Origin of the sequence: Halioglobus sp. HI00S01, assembly GCF_001635445.1 — a bacterium.
GTDB classification, from domain to species: domain Bacteria; phylum Pseudomonadota; class Gammaproteobacteria; order Pseudomonadales; family Halieaceae; genus Halioglobus; species Halioglobus japonicus.
In genome coordinates this window covers 94,529-109,434 of record NZ_LWEE01000062.1, presented here as the reverse complement: position 1 = coordinate 109,434, position 14,906 = coordinate 94,529, and the positions used below count along the sequence as shown (strand labels likewise).

The 14,906-nt window shown below is 54.2% G+C and carries 25 protein-coding genes; all 25 read right to left on the bottom strand.

The features are described from left to right. Positions 1-460: 460 nt before the first annotated feature. The 25 genes from A3709_RS11005 to A3709_RS10895 all read right to left on the bottom strand — a co-directional run bounded on the left by A3709_RS11005 (position 461) and on the right by A3709_RS10895 (position 14,867). Positions 461-706 carry a hypothetical protein gene (locus A3709_RS11005; protein WP_156507689.1) on the bottom strand — a complete coding sequence of 82 codons (246 nt, stop codon included), beginning with the start codon at positions 704-706 and terminating at the stop codon, positions 461-463. A gap of 77 nt (positions 707-783) precedes the next feature. Then, a complete protein-coding gene (locus tag A3709_RS11000; protein ID WP_066054324.1) occupies positions 784-1,020 on the bottom strand; it encodes a hypothetical protein in 237 nt (78 codons plus the stop codon). Positions 1,021-1,127: 107 nt separating this feature from the next. Further along, positions 1,128-1,799 (bottom strand): hypothetical protein, encoded by a 672-nt coding sequence (locus A3709_RS10995; protein ID WP_066054323.1) that lies wholly within the window; start codon positions 1,797-1,799, stop codon positions 1,128-1,130. Positions 1,800-1,883: 84 nt separating this feature from the next. Then, on the bottom strand, positions 1,884-2,234 hold the full coding sequence (locus A3709_RS10990) for a hypothetical protein (RefSeq protein WP_066054322.1): 351 nt from the start codon (positions 2,232-2,234) through the stop codon (positions 1,884-1,886). A 176-nt stretch (positions 2,235-2,410) separates the two neighbouring features. Next, the gene (locus tag A3709_RS10985; protein ID WP_066054319.1) at positions 2,411-2,875 is read right to left on the bottom strand and encodes a hypothetical protein; all 465 of its coding nucleotides are present in this window, start codon (positions 2,873-2,875) and stop codon (positions 2,411-2,413) included. Between the two features lie 137 nt (positions 2,876-3,012). After that, positions 3,013-3,162 carry a hypothetical protein gene (locus A3709_RS10980; RefSeq protein WP_231871164.1) on the bottom strand — a complete coding sequence of 50 codons (150 nt, stop codon included), beginning with the start codon at positions 3,160-3,162 and terminating at the stop codon, positions 3,013-3,015. 22 nt (positions 3,163-3,184) lie between these two features. Further along, a complete protein-coding gene (locus tag A3709_RS10975; RefSeq protein WP_066054314.1) occupies positions 3,185-3,652 on the bottom strand; it encodes a hypothetical protein in 468 nt (155 codons plus the stop codon). Next, positions 3,645-3,917 carry a hypothetical protein gene (locus A3709_RS10970; RefSeq protein WP_066054312.1) on the bottom strand — a complete coding sequence of 91 codons (273 nt, stop codon included), beginning with the start codon at positions 3,915-3,917 and terminating at the stop codon, positions 3,645-3,647. The genes A3709_RS10975 and A3709_RS10970 overlap by 8 nt, the downstream gene beginning before the upstream one ends. After that, entirely contained in the window at positions 3,914-4,288 is a 375-nt protein-coding gene (locus A3709_RS10965) for a DUF551 domain-containing protein (RefSeq protein WP_066054310.1), read from the bottom strand. Before A3709_RS10965 ends, A3709_RS10970 begins: the two co-directional genes overlap by 4 nt. Next, a complete protein-coding gene (locus tag A3709_RS10960; protein WP_066054308.1) occupies positions 4,281-4,601 on the bottom strand; it encodes a hypothetical protein in 321 nt (106 codons plus the stop codon). Before A3709_RS10960 ends, A3709_RS10965 begins: the two co-directional genes overlap by 8 nt. 876 nt (positions 4,602-5,477) lie before the next feature. Then, entirely contained in the window at positions 5,478-6,008 is a 531-nt protein-coding gene (locus A3709_RS10955; protein ID WP_066054307.1) for a hypothetical protein, read from the bottom strand. Between the two features lie 356 nt (positions 6,009-6,364). Continuing rightward, positions 6,365-6,547 (bottom strand): hypothetical protein, encoded by a 183-nt coding sequence (locus A3709_RS23220; RefSeq protein ID WP_156507688.1) that lies wholly within the window; start codon positions 6,545-6,547, stop codon positions 6,365-6,367. Positions 6,548-6,556: 9 nt separating this feature from the next. Beyond that, positions 6,557-6,904: a hypothetical protein gene (locus tag A3709_RS10950; protein ID WP_066054305.1), complete on the bottom strand. Its 348-nt coding sequence runs from the start codon at positions 6,902-6,904 to the stop codon at positions 6,557-6,559. A gap of 37 nt (positions 6,905-6,941) precedes the next feature. Then, positions 6,942-7,292 (bottom strand): hypothetical protein, encoded by a 351-nt coding sequence (locus tag A3709_RS10945; RefSeq protein WP_066054303.1) that lies wholly within the window; start codon positions 7,290-7,292, stop codon positions 6,942-6,944. 128 nt (positions 7,293-7,420) lie between these two features. Next, on the bottom strand, positions 7,421-7,606 hold the full coding sequence (locus tag A3709_RS10940; protein WP_066054301.1) for a hypothetical protein: 186 nt from the start codon (positions 7,604-7,606) through the stop codon (positions 7,421-7,423). Positions 7,607-7,644: 38 nt separating this feature from the next. After that, positions 7,645-7,836: a hypothetical protein gene (locus A3709_RS10935; RefSeq protein WP_066054299.1), complete on the bottom strand. Its 192-nt coding sequence runs from the start codon at positions 7,834-7,836 to the stop codon at positions 7,645-7,647. Positions 7,837-7,948: 112 nt separating this feature from the next. Further along, a complete protein-coding gene (locus A3709_RS10930) occupies positions 7,949-8,668 on the bottom strand; it encodes a hypothetical protein (protein WP_156507687.1) in 720 nt (239 codons plus the stop codon). 523 nt (positions 8,669-9,191) lie between these two features. Next, positions 9,192-11,072, bottom strand: a complete 1,881-nt coding sequence (locus A3709_RS10925) for a phosphoadenosine phosphosulfate reductase family protein (RefSeq protein WP_066054295.1) — start codon at positions 11,070-11,072, stop codon at positions 9,192-9,194. 313 nt (positions 11,073-11,385) lie between these two features. Further along, complete coding sequence (locus A3709_RS10920; protein ID WP_066054293.1) at positions 11,386-11,814, bottom strand: hypothetical protein; 429 nt, start codon at positions 11,812-11,814, stop codon at positions 11,386-11,388. A 250-nt stretch (positions 11,815-12,064) separates the two neighbouring features. Beyond that, complete coding sequence (locus A3709_RS23215) at positions 12,065-12,220, bottom strand: hypothetical protein (RefSeq protein ID WP_156507686.1); 156 nt, start codon at positions 12,218-12,220, stop codon at positions 12,065-12,067. Between the two features lie 55 nt (positions 12,221-12,275). Further along, entirely contained in the window at positions 12,276-13,019 is a 744-nt protein-coding gene (locus tag A3709_RS10915) for a hypothetical protein (protein ID WP_066054291.1), read from the bottom strand. A 75-nt stretch (positions 13,020-13,094) separates the two neighbouring features. Beyond that, a complete protein-coding gene (locus A3709_RS10910; protein WP_066054289.1) occupies positions 13,095-13,508 on the bottom strand; it encodes a hypothetical protein in 414 nt (137 codons plus the stop codon). Positions 13,509-13,524: 16 nt separating this feature from the next. Further along, positions 13,525-13,737: a hypothetical protein gene (locus tag A3709_RS10905; protein WP_066054287.1), complete on the bottom strand. Its 213-nt coding sequence runs from the start codon at positions 13,735-13,737 to the stop codon at positions 13,525-13,527. A 375-nt stretch (positions 13,738-14,112) separates the two neighbouring features. Then, a complete protein-coding gene (locus tag A3709_RS10900) occupies positions 14,113-14,601 on the bottom strand; it encodes a hypothetical protein (RefSeq protein ID WP_066054285.1) in 489 nt (162 codons plus the stop codon). A gap of 8 nt (positions 14,602-14,609) precedes the next feature. Next, complete coding sequence (locus A3709_RS10895) at positions 14,610-14,867, bottom strand: hypothetical protein (RefSeq protein WP_066054283.1); 258 nt, start codon at positions 14,865-14,867, stop codon at positions 14,610-14,612. Between the last annotated feature and the right edge of the window lie 39 nt (positions 14,868-14,906).

Here is a 14,906-nt window from a genome sequence, read left to right as displayed (position 1 = left end):
CTGACGGCAAGCTTATCACGGCAAGTAGTAAAGCCCCCTTCGGAAGGGGGCTGTGAGCGGCATGTCTTGAGTTATTGTTATATACCGCTTTAGTTATTGTTAGTAGCCCCCGTTGCGAGGGCGAGTTCTCCACTGGCCGACTGTATCGCGCACTCCCCGGTGCGCTCCCCTAGCCCGCTACGCTGGCAGGCTGGTTTGATGGCTCCTGTGGCTTCAAGATTTCTGCCATTATTTTCACCATCGCTGAATCCCCGTACACGTTCAAACCCCCGTTGTTGTCGTTTGAATAACCATAAGTGATTGATATAAATGATTATTGCGTCAGGAAAGCGAGAACTCACCGCCAATAGAGTCGGGTTGTCCAGATAGCGATAGCGGTTATGTATCGCGCGAGTGCAGAGCGTGCTGGGTTTACGGTGGGAGGGTTGCTGGTGGTGACTGGTTAATGCGGGTACTGGCGTTAGAACGGATCGCACGGGACTGGGCGACCTATAGCATCCCGTAGTACCGCAATGGTTGTTTGCACGCCGGTGTCTGTGGCCAAGTGCCAGCGCAAGCTGTCGTGATCGTCAGCGATAGCGGCGGCCAGGTGTCCTTCTGGGTATACCGCGATGAGCTCATTGTCCTCGGGTCGCTCCATGAGCGCGAGCACGTACAGCTCGCGTAACTGTGCGTCGAAGGATGTCACAAGGTATGAGCCTGGCATAATCGGTATGCCCATAAGCGCGACCTGGTGGCCGCGTGTGCCCCTAACAATAGCGTCGAGAGAGCCCACTGTGGCGACTATAGATCGGTCTCGTCCTTGAAGGCCTTAAAGTGACCGTCAATGTCGCTCTGGCTGGTGAGGTCGGTATCGACGGCGAAATAATCGACGCATTCGTCTTTGTCCGCCGCGGCCCACATTTCGCGGTTCTCACCGTTATCGTCCCAGCGGCAGAATTCTCGCAGCGTGTAGATGTCGAGACGTTCTAAATAGCACCGCACTGGGCTGGCAGATTGGTGCTGGTCTGCAGCGTTCATATTGTACCCCTTGGTACCATTGGCTTGACTTCGACACTAGCGCGAGAAAATCCACAAATCGACAAAAAAAACGCAATCTATAAGAAAATCTACGGATTATTTTCGGTTTATTCGGCTAGCGCCAAGTGCGCGTTGCGGCTGGCACGTTCATAAGCGTAGGTTGTAAAGTTCGTGCGGGCGCACTGTCGCCCGTCCATACCATTACGCAGGGCCGTGCTGACGATCTGGCGCATCGTTTCGGCGTTGTCGGCAGTGATCGTCAACCGGGTGTAGCGGTACACATCGTCGTAGCGTTCATCTCGAAGCTCCTCTACCCCCTCCGTCTCCTCGAGCAGCGAAACAAATTCTTGATACTCTTGTGTTTTAGTATCTCGAAGCGCGGGGTTACTAATTCGTCGTACGTCCTCGTAGTAGGCGCTACGGAGACAGCGGAGTGTCAAAGAGAGGTTGGAGTAATCCAGGTAGTCTGAGAGGTCAACAGGACACTCATAGGCTTTGCGCCAGGCGCGGATATACCCCTCTGGCTTGCAATGGCGGCCGTTGAGCTTCAGCATTCCGCTCTCGCAGTCTGCTGAGAGCTCAACCATCCGTTGCATGAAAACGCAGTCAAAGTCGATGCAGTAGAGAGAGAGCGATCTTGCGATGCGCCCCTCATCATCTACAACGTTAGATTCCCCCACCTCATGGATACCAAGAAAAAGATTGCGCCATTCGTACGAGTCGTTGGGAGTCGGTGCCCAGCGCAAAACCCAGCGTTGGAAATCTATATTAGAACTCATATTTGAATACCCTGTCGGTTAGCGTTTAAGTGAGAGTACCGGGCGATCCAGGACCTGCTCGTTGTGGGGAAACTGGCCCCGGTATCAATCGAATCTGACCGGCCAGGTTGACTTCTCGACGGAGTCACGCACGACGCGAATCATGCTCCGTCGGCGCTGGTCAAGCGCGTCCACAGCGCGATTGAGTGAATTAAGGTTACGCCTGGGAATGCCGGACTCGGCGACAAACGCCAGGCTCAGCTCACCGTTTGTGCCTCCGGAGGCGGCCGTGAATGACCAATCGGCAATTCTCAGAAAATGCCCGCGCAGCACCATGGCGAATTCTTGCGGATCCGCGGCGTAATGGTCCCAAAGTGCCGCGTGAGACTTGGGGGTAATGACGATGCTGGCCGTACGGTCGCTGAACTGGTTGAACAATTGGCGGAGGAATTTCACGGTGTGAGCCCTAAGTGGTCGGTGATTGGGACCACCTTAGCGGACGGACGGGAGGCCGCCCGGGTCAGGGAAACCGGTGTGGGCCGCTCGCCAATGATGTCGGGGGTATGCGGTGAAGCGAGGCAGAGCGATAGCGAATGCCTCGCGCGGGTTGGCGGCCAAAGGCCGCACCCCCATCAAAAGTTATAGTCGTAGAATTTGTAGGGCTCTTCGGACAAAAAGAAGCTGCGGCGCTTGTACGCCCACTTGCCGCGCTTGTTGAGGCGGATTCGAAGCGTCTGGGCCTCGGGCATGCTCTCGTAAGAATACTCCTGGCATCGCTGGTTAGAGCAATGAGCGGCGAACCCTCCAACATGGAAGTTCAGGTCATCTGCGTTCAGCAGTGTCGCTTTGAGAGGCCGGATCTCTATGCACTTATCCGACACGATCCTAGTGATTTCGAAAGGGTGGACGTCGGTGTAGCCGGATTCGCTCATATACGCGCAATCCGTTGCAGTGATCTTAAGATTATCGGCCAGGCAACCAAAACCCCTGGAGATGTACTCTTGGGTTTGACGCTCTATGAATGCCTCCGCGTCCTGTATGTTATAGAAGTGATTTTCGCCGTTTGCCTTCACAGTGTACTGGGTGATGCTTGTCATAACGTGCTCCTCGCCTTGGCCGTGAAAACAAAGTACGTGAGCTACATAAATCCGCTATGGATACGGAAATAGCCACTGCCCTCCCCCAATAGTACTAGCGGTTCAATCGGCGGTAGCCGATTGGGAGGCGCCCGCGTCTATTCATCTTTCCCCTCCAGTGCTGCCATTACTGCGTCATCGTCTACGTCCGACGCTGCGCACAAATCGACGAGCCGGCCTATAACAGCCGCCTGCCGCTCAACCTCCGCTTTTAGCTCTGCCATCTCCCTGCCTTGCTGTACCGACATTTCGTGCATCCGAGTCATTTCACTACTCGCCGTGACACTCATCTTTCCCCTCCAGTGCTACAAGCAGAGCATGTCTTCGAGTGTCTGTAGCTAAATCGTTACCTGTTGATTGTTTTAAGACTTCCTTGGCCTCCTCCAAGAGTCTTTTATGAGACATATATAGATCGTAGATAGCAGTAGTTCCTGCCCGCACCTGTGCCTCTAGCTCGCTGTAGGAAGGCATACCGCCAGAACCCTCCCACGCATTATCGCGGTGCTCCTGTAGTTCTAGGACCTGCTCTTTCAGCCGCTCCACCTCGTGCATCACCTTGGAGTATTCCTCGGCCAGTTCCTGATAACTCAGGCAATCACCACCGGGCGAGTATGCGAGCTTTGCATTTAGCTCGGTGATGTGAGTGCGTTGTGCGGATATAACCTGCCTCGCTGACAGCTCATCGGAGCAGGCAAGCTCCAGTGGCATGGCCAATATTCCCTCTGTTACGTCAACCATCTTTTCCCTCCAGTGCCTGGGCCTGCTCAAGTGGAGTGGAAAAATCAAAGTGGCTGGGAATCATGTTGCTCGGGCAATGCTGCGCCATCACATACAAATCTTTGGCCAGCTTCTCCAGACGCTCCACCTCTTTCTCCAGATCGGTGATGCTGTCAATCCCTTGCTGGCAGGCGTTTGCTGTTTCGAGGTGGCGCAGCGATGAAGCCCTTTCTTGCGCATCTGCTAGTGCTTTCCTGGCGTCCTTGAAGCGTTGTGTGGTGTTCATTCTTTCCCCTCCAGTGCTGCTTTGCTGGGTGGTATCGGCATATGCATCCAGTGAGTAATGTTGGAAAGCTCGGCACCATAAGGGTCAAACCAAGTACCATCGCTGTAGTAATGCGCTGAGCTGTGGCCTGAACTCTCCATCCATACCCAAACCTCGTCGCTCTGACTAATTTGGTCGTATGCAACGTGCTCTGTAAGCTCAGGGAGCGCCTGTCCCACAGGAATCCACGGGTCCTGCAGCCGCTTGTTATCTGCCTCTAACTTGGCATATGCTTCGGGCAGTCCTGACAACGAATCGCGTATTAGCTGCCCATGCTTAGGTCTCTCTCCGGTGACCCTCTCTATAAAATCAGCAAGCTCTTCATCACTCATCTTTCCCCTCCTTTATGCCTTGCTGGGGTTTCGTTGGGTGTGTTTTGACATAGGGTGGAATTGGGAGGCCGCTTTTGAGCGCAGGTATCAGGACATTGTGGACGTAATAGCCAGTCCAGATATTCGGATCAAATGCTACCGAGTGTTTTGGCCGGTTTTTTATCTCCCGCCAGCCGTCCAAAACAAAGACAAAACCGACGGCTCCGTTAGGGTCGTTTATCTCCATCATGCGCTCAAGCCAGCCCAAAAATTCGCTTTTCGGGAGGGACCAATATCTACCCATGAACTTTAGGTGTACACGCAGATTGTTCATATCTACTCTCATCTCCAATTTGGGTCCGTTATAGCGTAGCGCGCTTTACGCTTTTCCTTGAGAGCGCGCTGCTTTATCAATTCTTTGAAGTAATCTACCGGGCGGCTTTCAGCGTAGAAAACCTCTCTATAGCATGGTTCGCAGATAGGTCTATTTAATAGGGCTCTATCCGCGATACTTCCGCACCGGCAGCACGCAGGCAACGACAAGCCTATGGTGTAAAATGTCGGCGATACATTAGCTGCTCTAGCGCGGCTTGGTTGTATGCCTTCCACTGATTGTAGGCGTGCCATTAACACCAGTAGCACCATTGAAGATCAATCATCTTTCCCCTCCAGTGCTGCCTTTCGCTGTCCGCTCCGTCGAATCACTCGCGGGAGTCACCTCCACATTACAGTCTAAAACCCCGAACTCCTCACCGTTGTCCCACCGAACCACCAGGCGCCGGGGGCCGTTATCAGGCAGCGGATCACCGGCCTCGACGACCCGCCCTCGCGCCCAGGGGCCGCTGCAGGTAGGTGCTGGCTCACCAGCGAACTGACCTGTATTTCTTAAGAATTGTTTTGTGTAACGGACTCGAGAGTCAACGCCAACCTTTTGCTTCGCCATAATTGGCACCTGTGTTCATTGGTATCGAGGTATAAAAGTAGCGTCTGGCAAGATCATTACTGTAGCGACGGAAAGGCAGCTTTCCCCAACAGTGCGCGGCCGCCGAGATAGCGGCGTGAGCCGCTTATTAAAGCAGCGCCAAGGGCATGGAGGCACTGCTGGTCTAAGCGGCCCAGGAGCAAGTAGCGAGGGAGCAAGCCCCCGTAATTGGGGGCTAGAAGTGTTTGCCGTTCGACCCTTTTGCGAGGTCGTATCAGCGGAGAGTTGTCAGCCCGGAGACACGTTGAGGGCGATCAATTGGTTGCAGACTTCGTTGAACTGCTGGGTGTGCAAGCTTGGCGATAGGTAGTCGTTCGTGTACAGGCTCGACCACACATATTCGTCGGTCCATGTAGAAAGCATGACTAAATCGTTCATTATCAAGCGTCTGTCGTAGTCTGGCGCATCGCCGATATAGTCTTGGAGGTTCCTGATGAGCTCGCCGCGCTCGACCAGTTTGTACTCGATCGAATTGTGTTCAAGTGTGCCGTCGTCAATCGCGGTGTCATTGATGTAAACAGTCCGGTCGTCAGAGATGTACGCAGGTAGTGGGTCTAACTTCTCCTCGATTTGCGCAAGGAACGCTTGGTACCCGCCGTCGAAGCCCGCGAGCAGGCATACCATGTCCCTGAGTTTGTTTTTCTTGCGGCCGTCGAACGAAGGAGCGGGTGAAAATGACCGATCCCAGGCGGCGACCAGTGCTTTGGCAGCCTGGTCGACGTCCTCGGTGGAAGTGAGTGATTGCTTTGCGTAAAACATAATTATTACCTGCCTGGTTGACTCCGATTGTGTCCACGTTAAGCAATCCGAGTCCCTAAAAGGCTCAATTATGCTTAGTTAGGTGTTGCCATTGAGTTTCTAGCGCATCAAATGCTGTGGACCGCCAAGGCTTCAAAGTAGCCCCAGTACAAGTGGTCGCCTGCCGTAAAGCTGCGGCACCTGCCCCGTTGAAAAGAAGCGTATCACAGTGCTCGGACAGTCAGTAGCCGTGGGAAATTGGTATAAATCCAAAGTACCGACCGGGTGCCCTCGCCGCTCAGCAGCCGATCACCGTGTTTCAAGAGATCGTGCTCAACCATATGACTGGTGGTCTGACTCGCGGTCCGCATGCCATCCTAGACGCTATCGACGCCCGGCAGGTGTGTCACAAAAAGCATAACTTCATCAAGTAGCGCCGGGTGCGCGTCCCGATCGGCCTCGACGACCGCATACAGCTCTGCTGCGTTTTCGAAGCTAGCCAGGAGGTCCATGCGCCGGTATGGCGGATGATTACCTGTGGCCTCAAGCATCCGTACCACTAAATCGAACTACTTCTCAGGGCGTTTATCCAGCAAAGGTCCTTGCTCGGGGTTCGTAGCGGCATCGTACTCATCGTAGTAAATGGCAAAGTGCACCGCACAGAAAAGCAGAACCGATGCCGCAACTGACAGTCCGACGATGTTGTAAATATTATACGGTGCTAATAAGACCATATACCCGCGAGAAAGTACGGTATACATCATGAATACAGAGAATAGGAACCACCCCCAGCTGGGCGATTTTGTAAACATCAGGTAAGGCGATCCAGAGCGAACAGCTTTTGCGCACCCAACAATGTGAGGGCCAAACCAGGTCGCGGTGACCGCTAGAAAAAGATAGAAAGAAAATGTTTGCATTGTTGGTCCTTTGATAAAAGTGAGAAAATCCAGTAAATCAAGTAAGCACTACCTTCCAGGCCGCGTATTTTTCGAGCTGATCGAGGTCATTGTAGGCCCGAGTCACTTCGAAGTTAGGACCGTTTTCACCGTGGTGGTCGATACGGCGATGTGCATCCTCCGTGAGTCGAGCAACGCTCTCACTGGGCCCGCATTCTTCGAGCATGCCTCGGGTCGATAGCGAGTTAAAAATCGCCTTCTCGCCGAACTCGCCTGAAGGCGGACCAACGCGCTCACCACTGGAATTGCGAAGCTCCAGGCTGCCAGAGTCGTCGTCGTGAAAAGTGACGACATGAATGCTCTGTACGTCGTTGTCTTTCAACCAACCATCCAAAACTGCTTGTTTCATTGCCGCCTCCTAGAAAAGGCCTGTATTGAGCGAATAAATTAACAAAATATTACACAAACGCACGCTTTCGGGAAAAGAATCACTCGCAGTAAGGCACCTTCAAGGATGTCGGCAACGATGTTCATGGGCTAATCCTTGTCCCCGGCGGCTTTGAGAAACTGGTTGTCGACCTTGCGCCCGCCGATGGCCGCACCAAGGCTGTGCATGAAGCCTGCGTACTGGTGATTGTCGCCCGCCTGTTCAGCGAGACCCTTGCTAATTGGCTCGAACACACCAGGCCGAATCTCGACCGTTTCAGCTGCTTTTTCAGACATGAAAACCTCTACGTTTTGTTGGTGAGAATTGTACTTCGTTACGAATACAAGTGTTGGATTGTGGGTAGCTGGGAGAACTCAAACAGGACGGCCTCGACGTACTCACTCGGCTGCGTGCCGGCGGCCTGCTCCTGATACTCGGCGGCAGTGAATCCGCGTCGAACCAGGCTCATGGCGTAGTCGAAGGGGGATGAAACGAAGGACCCGGTCATGTCTGTGCTCATTCTCATTGTTGTAGCTCCTTGATGCTGTTGAGGTAAAAGTACAGGAAACTGGGGGGGTGGTGCTCACCCCCGAGAAATCTCACGCCACGTCGGCGAACAGGGCCGCAGTGATGACAGGTCAGTCGGTTATATCTTCTACGGCCTCGCGAATACTGTTGGAGAGTGGCTCGCAAATAACATCCAACTGCTTAACGGTAAGCGGAAGCTCACTGCCGTATCCGAATCCACGTGAAACCAAAGTACCTGACAGAACGTCGTGCGTGCTGACATCTACCATCAGTTTTAACGAAGTAGCACTACCAATAATCATGCTGACCTGGACGACATCCACTTCAGTACCATAAATGTAGGCATCAGGGTCAATGTCATCCCCGGCTTCGTATGCATTCCCGCTATTGAGAAGGTCTTCAAGCGCGCTGACATTGAGGCGGTTACACTTCTCAATACCCTCCTGATCCGGATTAGTGTTAAGGCGTCCGCGGTGTGTATCATTCGATACACGAGGAATACCAGCGTCACGGCAGTAGTTGTCAGCAAAGTATGCCCCCGTGAGCGTGTTCAGGTCGCGTGGAATCTCCACAGAGCCCCAAGCATGCGATGCAAACTCTGAAGCCTGAGCGTATTCCTCGACCATCCGGTTGATAAACTCCAACTTCAGAAGGTCGATACGCATCTGGTGGTAGCTATCGTAGCCGCAAGCCTCAGATGCAATATGAAGAGCCTTGCCATGCTTGACTGATCGTAGGTCGATATTACGGTGCTTAAGGGTCATAGCCAGGCTGTGTATGAATCCAGTGAAACCTACAACGCTGGAGAAAGGTTGAGTGTGATTAGACATGATCTATCCTCTATTCATGGGCCTAACAGGTGTGTCACGGTTCCACCGCAGCCCAATAAAAAGGGATGTGGTCAAAACTTGCTTGAAGAGTATCTGGCGTTTACCCGTCCTGAGACGTCGTGACCGTTGGCCGCCAAAGCCAGCCCGTATCCTGCACGTTTTCAGTACGAGGATCATCACAGGCACAATTACAGTACCACAGTGACCGAGCTGCGATTTATCAATGGAAAGAAGGAGGAGGATGCCAATAGGATATGGGCGAGCCGTAGGTGGGCCAACCTACTCGCCGCCGTGTGCCAAAGGCAATGCTGCAGCGTCGACCCAAGCGCCATCACGAATCACGTAGGTGATGACCTTGAGGACCGTTGCTGCTGGGTATTGCTCAAGGGCTAACTGGGCGGCGCCCGAGCACAAGTTGCTACGGCGGAATTTCGGGACCTCAACCCACCCATAGCCCCAGGCACATAGCGATAGCGCCGTGCCGGTTGCGCCACAGGCGCGTATTACGCGCTTAGCGCGGCCCTCAGGCCGCGTCAGTGGCGATGATGATCGGCTCGTTGATCCCGCCGAACAGGTCCATGTTGGGGCCTTCCTCGGGCTTGTCGGCGATCTGGAGCAGCGCCTTGTGCTCAGCCTCGGAGATGGTCTCACCCCCATTGATCAGCTGCTGGGCCAGTTCGATCCGGTTCATGCAGTTGCGGTCGTAGACCATCTGCTCCCAGTACTGGCCACGGCGTGCTGCGTAGTCCATCTCGTACATCTTGCCGCGACCGACGCGGATCACTCCACGCTCCAGCATGAAGCATGCGCCGGCCCGTGCTGAGTGCTGTGCAGTCGCGACCTGGATTTCAGGATCGAGGTACCAGTCGAGGAACAGCAGTGCCTCGGTAGCGTCGACTTCCATCGCCTGTGCCTCAATGAAGGGCACCACGTTGCGGCGACGATCCAGATCGGGCGCATTCACGCTCATGTAGGTGATCCCGTCATCGCGGAAGCCCTTGGCCGCCACTTCCAGCCACGGGTCACGCAGGCCGTCAGTGTCGATCCCGTTGGTGAAAGCGTCGACCTTGTAGAATCGCTTGGCCGGCAGCGGCTGCGGGCGCTCAGCGGCCACGTAATCAGCGCTGGGGTAGTGGCGGCGACCGCGCTTGATATCCGCATACAAGCCATAGGCCACGAAGGCGTCTTGGAAGGCGTTCTCCAGCGACCACGCGAAGTCGATCGCGGCCAGCATGACAGGCGTCACGTACTCGAACTGCGGGTCACACAGGCGTTCGTTTGCAGGGGTGCGCTCGATCTCACCGGCGATCAGCTTGGCGGTGTGCTCTTCGGCACGGTCCTGCTCATCCAGATCCATCGTGATCAGGTACGACAGCAGCTCACGGCGGAACGCGGGCGAGTAGCCGTCGGGTCCGATCTGGGCGTAGCCTGCCTTGGAGACCCTACGGCCGACCCAATTACGCTTGGACATGTCCCACTGCGTGGCGATCAGGTAGTCCCTGAAGGCGTTCACAGGGCGCAGGTATTCGTACTGAGGATCGGACTCGATCATGGCGCTCAGGCTCTTGTCAGACGCACCTGCGGGGGTGCAAAACGCGCAGCCAAAACGGGCACCACACGCTGCCTTGTTACCACCGTCACCGGTGATGATGGCGCAGACGCCTTCGTTCGCGTCCTTGTACAGCTGCAGGGTCCAGTCGAAGCTATCAACGAACGTCTCAAACAGGCCGCCAGCGGAGCGCTTGGAGTCACAGGCCATCAGCAGGGCCCACACGTCAGTCATCGCCCAGTCGGCAATACAGGCGCAGCTCAGTACGCCCTGCCCATCACGTGTCAGAGAGTCGGCGGCATCACCGCGCTCAGCCATGCGCCTGGCACGATCGGCAGACTCATCGAACCGCGTACCCACGAGGCTCACAAGCTCCTCTTTGTACTGGCCTTCGGTCTCAGCAACGATGCGCTTCAGGGCGCGCTGTTGTGGCAGGACCTTCCAATCAACCGAGCAATCACGGCTACCTGAGTTCACGAAGCGGGGCAGCTTGCCCTTACCGATCACGGTGTACATGAACGTTGATGACAGCAGCGGCTCTACCTCCACCACTTCCACGGGTAGCTCCTGCTGCTCGATGTACTCACGCAGTGTCTCGATCTGGACTTGGGTGTAGTAGTCCATGCTCGGAGTTTCGATACCGGTGTTGCTGTGGGTAACGTACACGGTGGGGATGTGCTGACCTTCGGCCTTCAGGCGCTTGACCGCTTCCAGTGCCAGAACCAGGACCACGGAGCTGTCCTTACCAAAGGAGCAGGCCACGGCCAGCGGATGACCTTTCAAGATCAAACCCTTGATGCGATCGATCACCTTCTCGGCTTTGTCTTCGATGTTGGTGTGTGCCTGAACTGTCATTGCTCTGTCCTGCGAGTGTTTTTGTTTCCGTTGAGAAGAAACATATCGTGGACGCAAATGTCCGCAGCGGCGCAGGAAAGCACCAGCACGTCGGCAAAGAAAACCTGGTTGACGGCATCGGGTGAATCTTCTGCTTCACCCCCCCATTCACAGACCTCAGCCCCAGGGGAGATGATTGTTGAAGAAGGCGGAAATCACGCATCCATGGCAAAAAGGATTGTTCGAGGCGCCAACCAGCCCCTTCAAATCCTGAAGAGGCTAGTCGGCACAGGACCTATTGCATCGGAAGAATCGTCGCAGAGAGCTTCAGATACTAGAGGCCAAGCACCTTTTCAATTTTCAATACCTGGGCTGCGGTTATCGCGGGCACTCTTGTATCTAGGTTGGGCAGGTTGCAATTGTCCCGAAAGTATTCAACGAGGTCGTCCTTTATGTTTGGAACAATAAACTCTTCGACGAAGGCATCACATGAATATGCTGCCTCGTCTTCGTCGTCAAACGACCACTCTTCATAGTCAGGGTCGTAGCGCTGCGAGCTGCAAAAGTCGACCTCAGCGCCATTGATAAGCAACGTCAATGCGAAGGAATAGCACTGATCGCCATCCTCGTTGCAGGTATCCCTGTTGAAGAAACCACTTGTCTCAACCAACACGCATTCAGAATCCTTGGTAAGGCCGACAAACCAGTCAGGCGCATCATCACCGGCGGCGTCGAGAACTGAGTCCCGATCAGCTCCGTGCACGAATCGATCAATAATAGCGTCTTTGAAATCAGCTGCTATAGCGTCCGGGCTCGATCCTGAGTCGTCGGAACAGTTCTTTTCGAGGACTGAAATGATAGATTGAATCCTCTCTGGGAGTGTTTTTTTTCGTCATACCGTATACCTAGTTATGTGGAAAGAAAAATAGAGGCTAAGCGCCGCCTATGAACTTCAACATACGTCAGTGGGCATGACTTGCTGCTCTATAGGAAAATTTAGTCCGCACTCGAATTCAGGCACTACTCTCTACCTGCATGGGGGTGCCATTGGCAAATCGCAGTACAGTGATTGTGGTCATTGATCCTTCATAATCAACGATGTCCCAGCTCAGGTTGTCGTGCTTATCCTGGATGGCCAGTGACGATGACAACCACGAGGAAAGGTACAACTCAGCTGGAAGATGGCGCCGGGAGGGAAGTCACCTCCCCTCCCACCGGTGTCATTCAGGCCAGGCTGGCACGCTTCGGGATAAATCCGGACACATCGCACTCGAACTGGGATTCAGGGTCGATGGAGTCACTCCAAGCCATGCTGGCATTTTCTTTGGCTTGCTCCGCGTCAGTGGCGTACACAGAGACCGTGTAACGAACAACTTCCTCGCCCTCGACCTCGTAGAGTTGTTCGCCATCCTCCGGTTCGTATTCATCGTCATTATCGGCCGTCTGCTCGGCCATGATGTTGTGAATGCGCCTCAACTGGTCCTCGCTGAGAGGTGTGATCTCCGGGTCATACATCACCTCGTCGCGCGCCAGGCCAATAATGAAGTCATGTGCATAGTCAAACGTGGACTCAAGCAGGCAGCCTTCAGGACAAGTGATCGTGTGCTCATCGACCTCATAACCATCGCCTGCGGCATAGTTCACCATGGCATTGATGGTGATAATTCCGCCATTGTTGACATCAAGAACAGCAGTCACCTTATAGGTGCAGTAATCGCCGTCCTCAGTCCACGGGTTCTCACAGTCACGAATAGACACAATCCGCACTGGTGACTCATGTGTAAGGGTAGCGACCCACTCCGGCAGATCGCCCTCAAGGCCTTCAATCATGTCAGCCTGGGCTTCAGAATCGAGGATATTCACGATCACATCGTTGCGAAACTCCTCTTCCAGGGTTGCTTTGTTGGCTGGGCTCAGCTGCATGGCGTCACGAACGCGCAGCGCATGGATGATCTGTTCAGTGTTCATGGGCGATCTATGTCCTATCCGTGTTTGATGGGGTTAACGTATCGGGTTGAGGGGGTGACGCCCACCCCCGGGAAATCAGGCGATCTCGACCAGAATCTGGACCTCTGAGGCGCCGTTTGGGCGCTCGGCCTCGAAGGGGCCCACCTTAGAGATATCCCCGAGGAATAACTCCATCAGCTGGTGCATATCGAAATGGGTCACATCGCCCATATAACCCATGAGGTGCCAGAAAGGCATCACATTGGGTACCCACTCGCCGATATTCTCAGCAACCATCATGGTGTCAGAGCGGGTATAGGCCCGACCACCATCGACGATCAGGCTCAGGAAGACCTCGCGCTCTACCTCAGCGTTGTGGTGCTGTGCCAGCACCGACGGCAGGGAAGCCAGGATGCCTGAAAAGATGTTGCCGGCGGCCTCTGAGTCGACCACCACGTAGCGGGTGGCGCTGGCGGTGAAGGTGGGGTTTTCGGGGGCTTGAGTGCTCATATAACTCTCTCTGGTATTAAGCGAGGCTGCAATTGCGCGCTGATAGTGTGTAGGTGTCACGACGGCCAATGTAGTTACCACAGAAGCCATCCTCGGGCGCCTCTACGGTGATATCAGCGTCAACACCCTCCCCTTCGATCTCAATGATCCGGGCCGTTTGCTCAACGTCAGCCTTGAAAAAGACCTCGTCGCCGATGTTCACTTCCTGATTCTCTACGATGGCACTCATAACTCTATATTCCGCTGAATTCGTTGTTGATGTGCTCAATGTACGGTATCTCAGCGTACCCGCACGTGGCTGGGAATTTAACGGTCAGGCGATCTTGCGCAGTGCAAGTGCTTCATCGCGGTCAATGTGCTCAATAGCGATATCGACGCCGGGGAAAGCATCGCCCAAGCACACCTTCCCCATTAAGTTCGTATTTGTGTCTTATTCCGGGTCTATTTCCTCAATTTCCAGTGTCTGGCCATAGTAGTAATCGTCATTGAAAGCCTGCTCAAAGGCATCAAGTGAATCTTCTGCTTAACCCTCCCATTCACAGACCTCAGTCCCAGTCTTGTTATCCGTATACCTGACTCGAAAGCGCTTCTTCTCGCTCATGACCTACGCCTTAAATCCGTCGTAATAAGACTTGCCGACCTGAATCTCGCGCACCCCGCCGCCGAAGTGCTCAACGGCACGCTCAAATGTCATATCAAGGGTGCTGTTATCGCGCCACGCGAAGTAGGCCTTTTTCAGGCGACGGCGGGCAGAATCCTCGTCCGTATCAATCAGATTGATGCCGTAACCAAAGATGTCAGGAATTTCTGCAAAGTACATGACCTCGCCGGAGGGTTCCTCACCCCCAATGCGCTCAGTCACCCAGTCACAGGCCTCGGGGGTGGTAGCCTTCAGCAAATAACGATCTTCATCGTACTTAGTCTCAGCGTCCTCCTCGGCGATACCAAGATATTCCATGGCCGCAAAGTGCATGCCATTGGTCATATCGATCAGCAGGCACACCATACCGTGATTGGTCTCACCGGATTCGACAAGGTCGGCATCCATGCGGCGCACGGCTCGAACCAGAGAGAGTACAGTTTCCTTTTTCATGTTGGCTCCTAGTGCCCGTAGTTACAGCCAATGAACCACTTCTGGCCATTGATCATAGTCGTGGTGTTAAAACTCCCGCAGCAGCCGGATTCAGCCGCTTCGTTATAGGCGATCTCGCCTTCTTCATCACCCTCCTGGTACCACCGGAAATTATCCGCGTACTCAAGATCATGGCGGTCGATTTCATACTGAATATCTTCCAGTGCCTGCTTCTCATCAGCGGTCAGCTGATCAGAACTGATCTTGTCGTAAAAGTGGCTGGACATGTGTGAATCCTGTGTAAGTCGCTTTCAATTAATGTAACA

Excerpts from the sequence above, each read along its gene's own strand:
- A3709_RS11005 (WP_156507689.1), bottom strand. The coding sequence starts at position 706 with ATGCCAGGCTCATACCTTGTGACATCCTTCGACGCACAGTTACGCGAG.
- A3709_RS11000 (WP_066054324.1), bottom strand. The coding sequence starts at position 1,020 with ATGAACGCTGCAGACCAGCACCAATCTGCCAGCCCAGTGCGGTGCTAT.
- A3709_RS10995 (WP_066054323.1), bottom strand. The coding sequence starts at position 1,799 with ATGAGTTCTAATATAGATTTCCAACGCTGGGTTTTGCGCTGGGCACCG.
- A3709_RS10985 (WP_066054319.1), bottom strand. The coding sequence starts at position 2,875 with ATGACAAGCATCACCCAGTACACTGTGAAGGCAAACGGCGAAAATCAC.
- A3709_RS10980 (WP_231871164.1), bottom strand. The coding sequence starts at position 3,162 with ATGTCGGTACAGCAAGGCAGGGAGATGGCAGAGCTAAAAGCGGAGGTT.
- A3709_RS10975 (WP_066054314.1), bottom strand. The coding sequence starts at position 3,652 with ATGGTTGACGTAACAGAGGGAATATTGGCCATGCCACTGGAGCTTGCC.
- A3709_RS10970 (WP_066054312.1), bottom strand. The coding sequence starts at position 3,917 with ATGAACACCACACAACGCTTCAAGGACGCCAGGAAAGCACTAGCAGAT.
- A3709_RS10965 (WP_066054310.1), bottom strand. The coding sequence starts at position 4,288 with ATGAGTGATGAAGAGCTTGCTGATTTTATAGAGAGGGTCACCGGAGAG.
- A3709_RS10960 (WP_066054308.1), bottom strand. The coding sequence starts at position 4,601 with ATGAACAATCTGCGTGTACACCTAAAGTTCATGGGTAGATATTGGTCC.
- A3709_RS10955 (WP_066054307.1), bottom strand. The coding sequence starts at position 6,008 with ATGTTTTACGCAAAGCAATCACTCACTTCCACCGAGGACGTCGACCAG.
- A3709_RS10950 (WP_066054305.1), bottom strand. The coding sequence starts at position 6,904 with ATGCAAACATTTTCTTTCTATCTTTTTCTAGCGGTCACCGCGACCTGG.
- A3709_RS10945 (WP_066054303.1), bottom strand. The coding sequence starts at position 7,292 with ATGAAACAAGCAGTTTTGGATGGTTGGTTGAAAGACAACGACGTACAG.
- A3709_RS10940 (WP_066054301.1), bottom strand. The coding sequence starts at position 7,606 with ATGTCTGAAAAAGCAGCTGAAACGGTCGAGATTCGGCCTGGTGTGTTC.
- A3709_RS10935 (WP_066054299.1), bottom strand. The coding sequence starts at position 7,836 with ATGAGAATGAGCACAGACATGACCGGGTCCTTCGTTTCATCCCCCTTC.
- A3709_RS10930 (WP_156507687.1), bottom strand. The coding sequence starts at position 8,668 with ATGTCTAATCACACTCAACCTTTCTCCAGCGTTGTAGGTTTCACTGGA.
- A3709_RS10925 (WP_066054295.1), bottom strand. The coding sequence starts at position 11,072 with ATGACAGTTCAGGCACACACCAACATCGAAGACAAAGCCGAGAAGGTG.
- A3709_RS10915 (WP_066054291.1), bottom strand. The coding sequence starts at position 13,019 with ATGAACACTGAACAGATCATCCATGCGCTGCGCGTTCGTGACGCCATG.
- A3709_RS10910 (WP_066054289.1), bottom strand. The coding sequence starts at position 13,508 with ATGAGCACTCAAGCCCCCGAAAACCCCACCTTCACCGCCAGCGCCACC.
- A3709_RS10905 (WP_066054287.1), bottom strand. The coding sequence starts at position 13,737 with ATGAGTGCCATCGTAGAGAATCAGGAAGTGAACATCGGCGACGAGGTC.
- A3709_RS10900 (WP_066054285.1), bottom strand. The coding sequence starts at position 14,601 with ATGAAAAAGGAAACTGTACTCTCTCTGGTTCGAGCCGTGCGCCGCATG.
- A3709_RS10895 (WP_066054283.1), bottom strand. The coding sequence starts at position 14,867 with ATGTCCAGCCACTTTTACGACAAGATCAGTTCTGATCAGCTGACCGCT.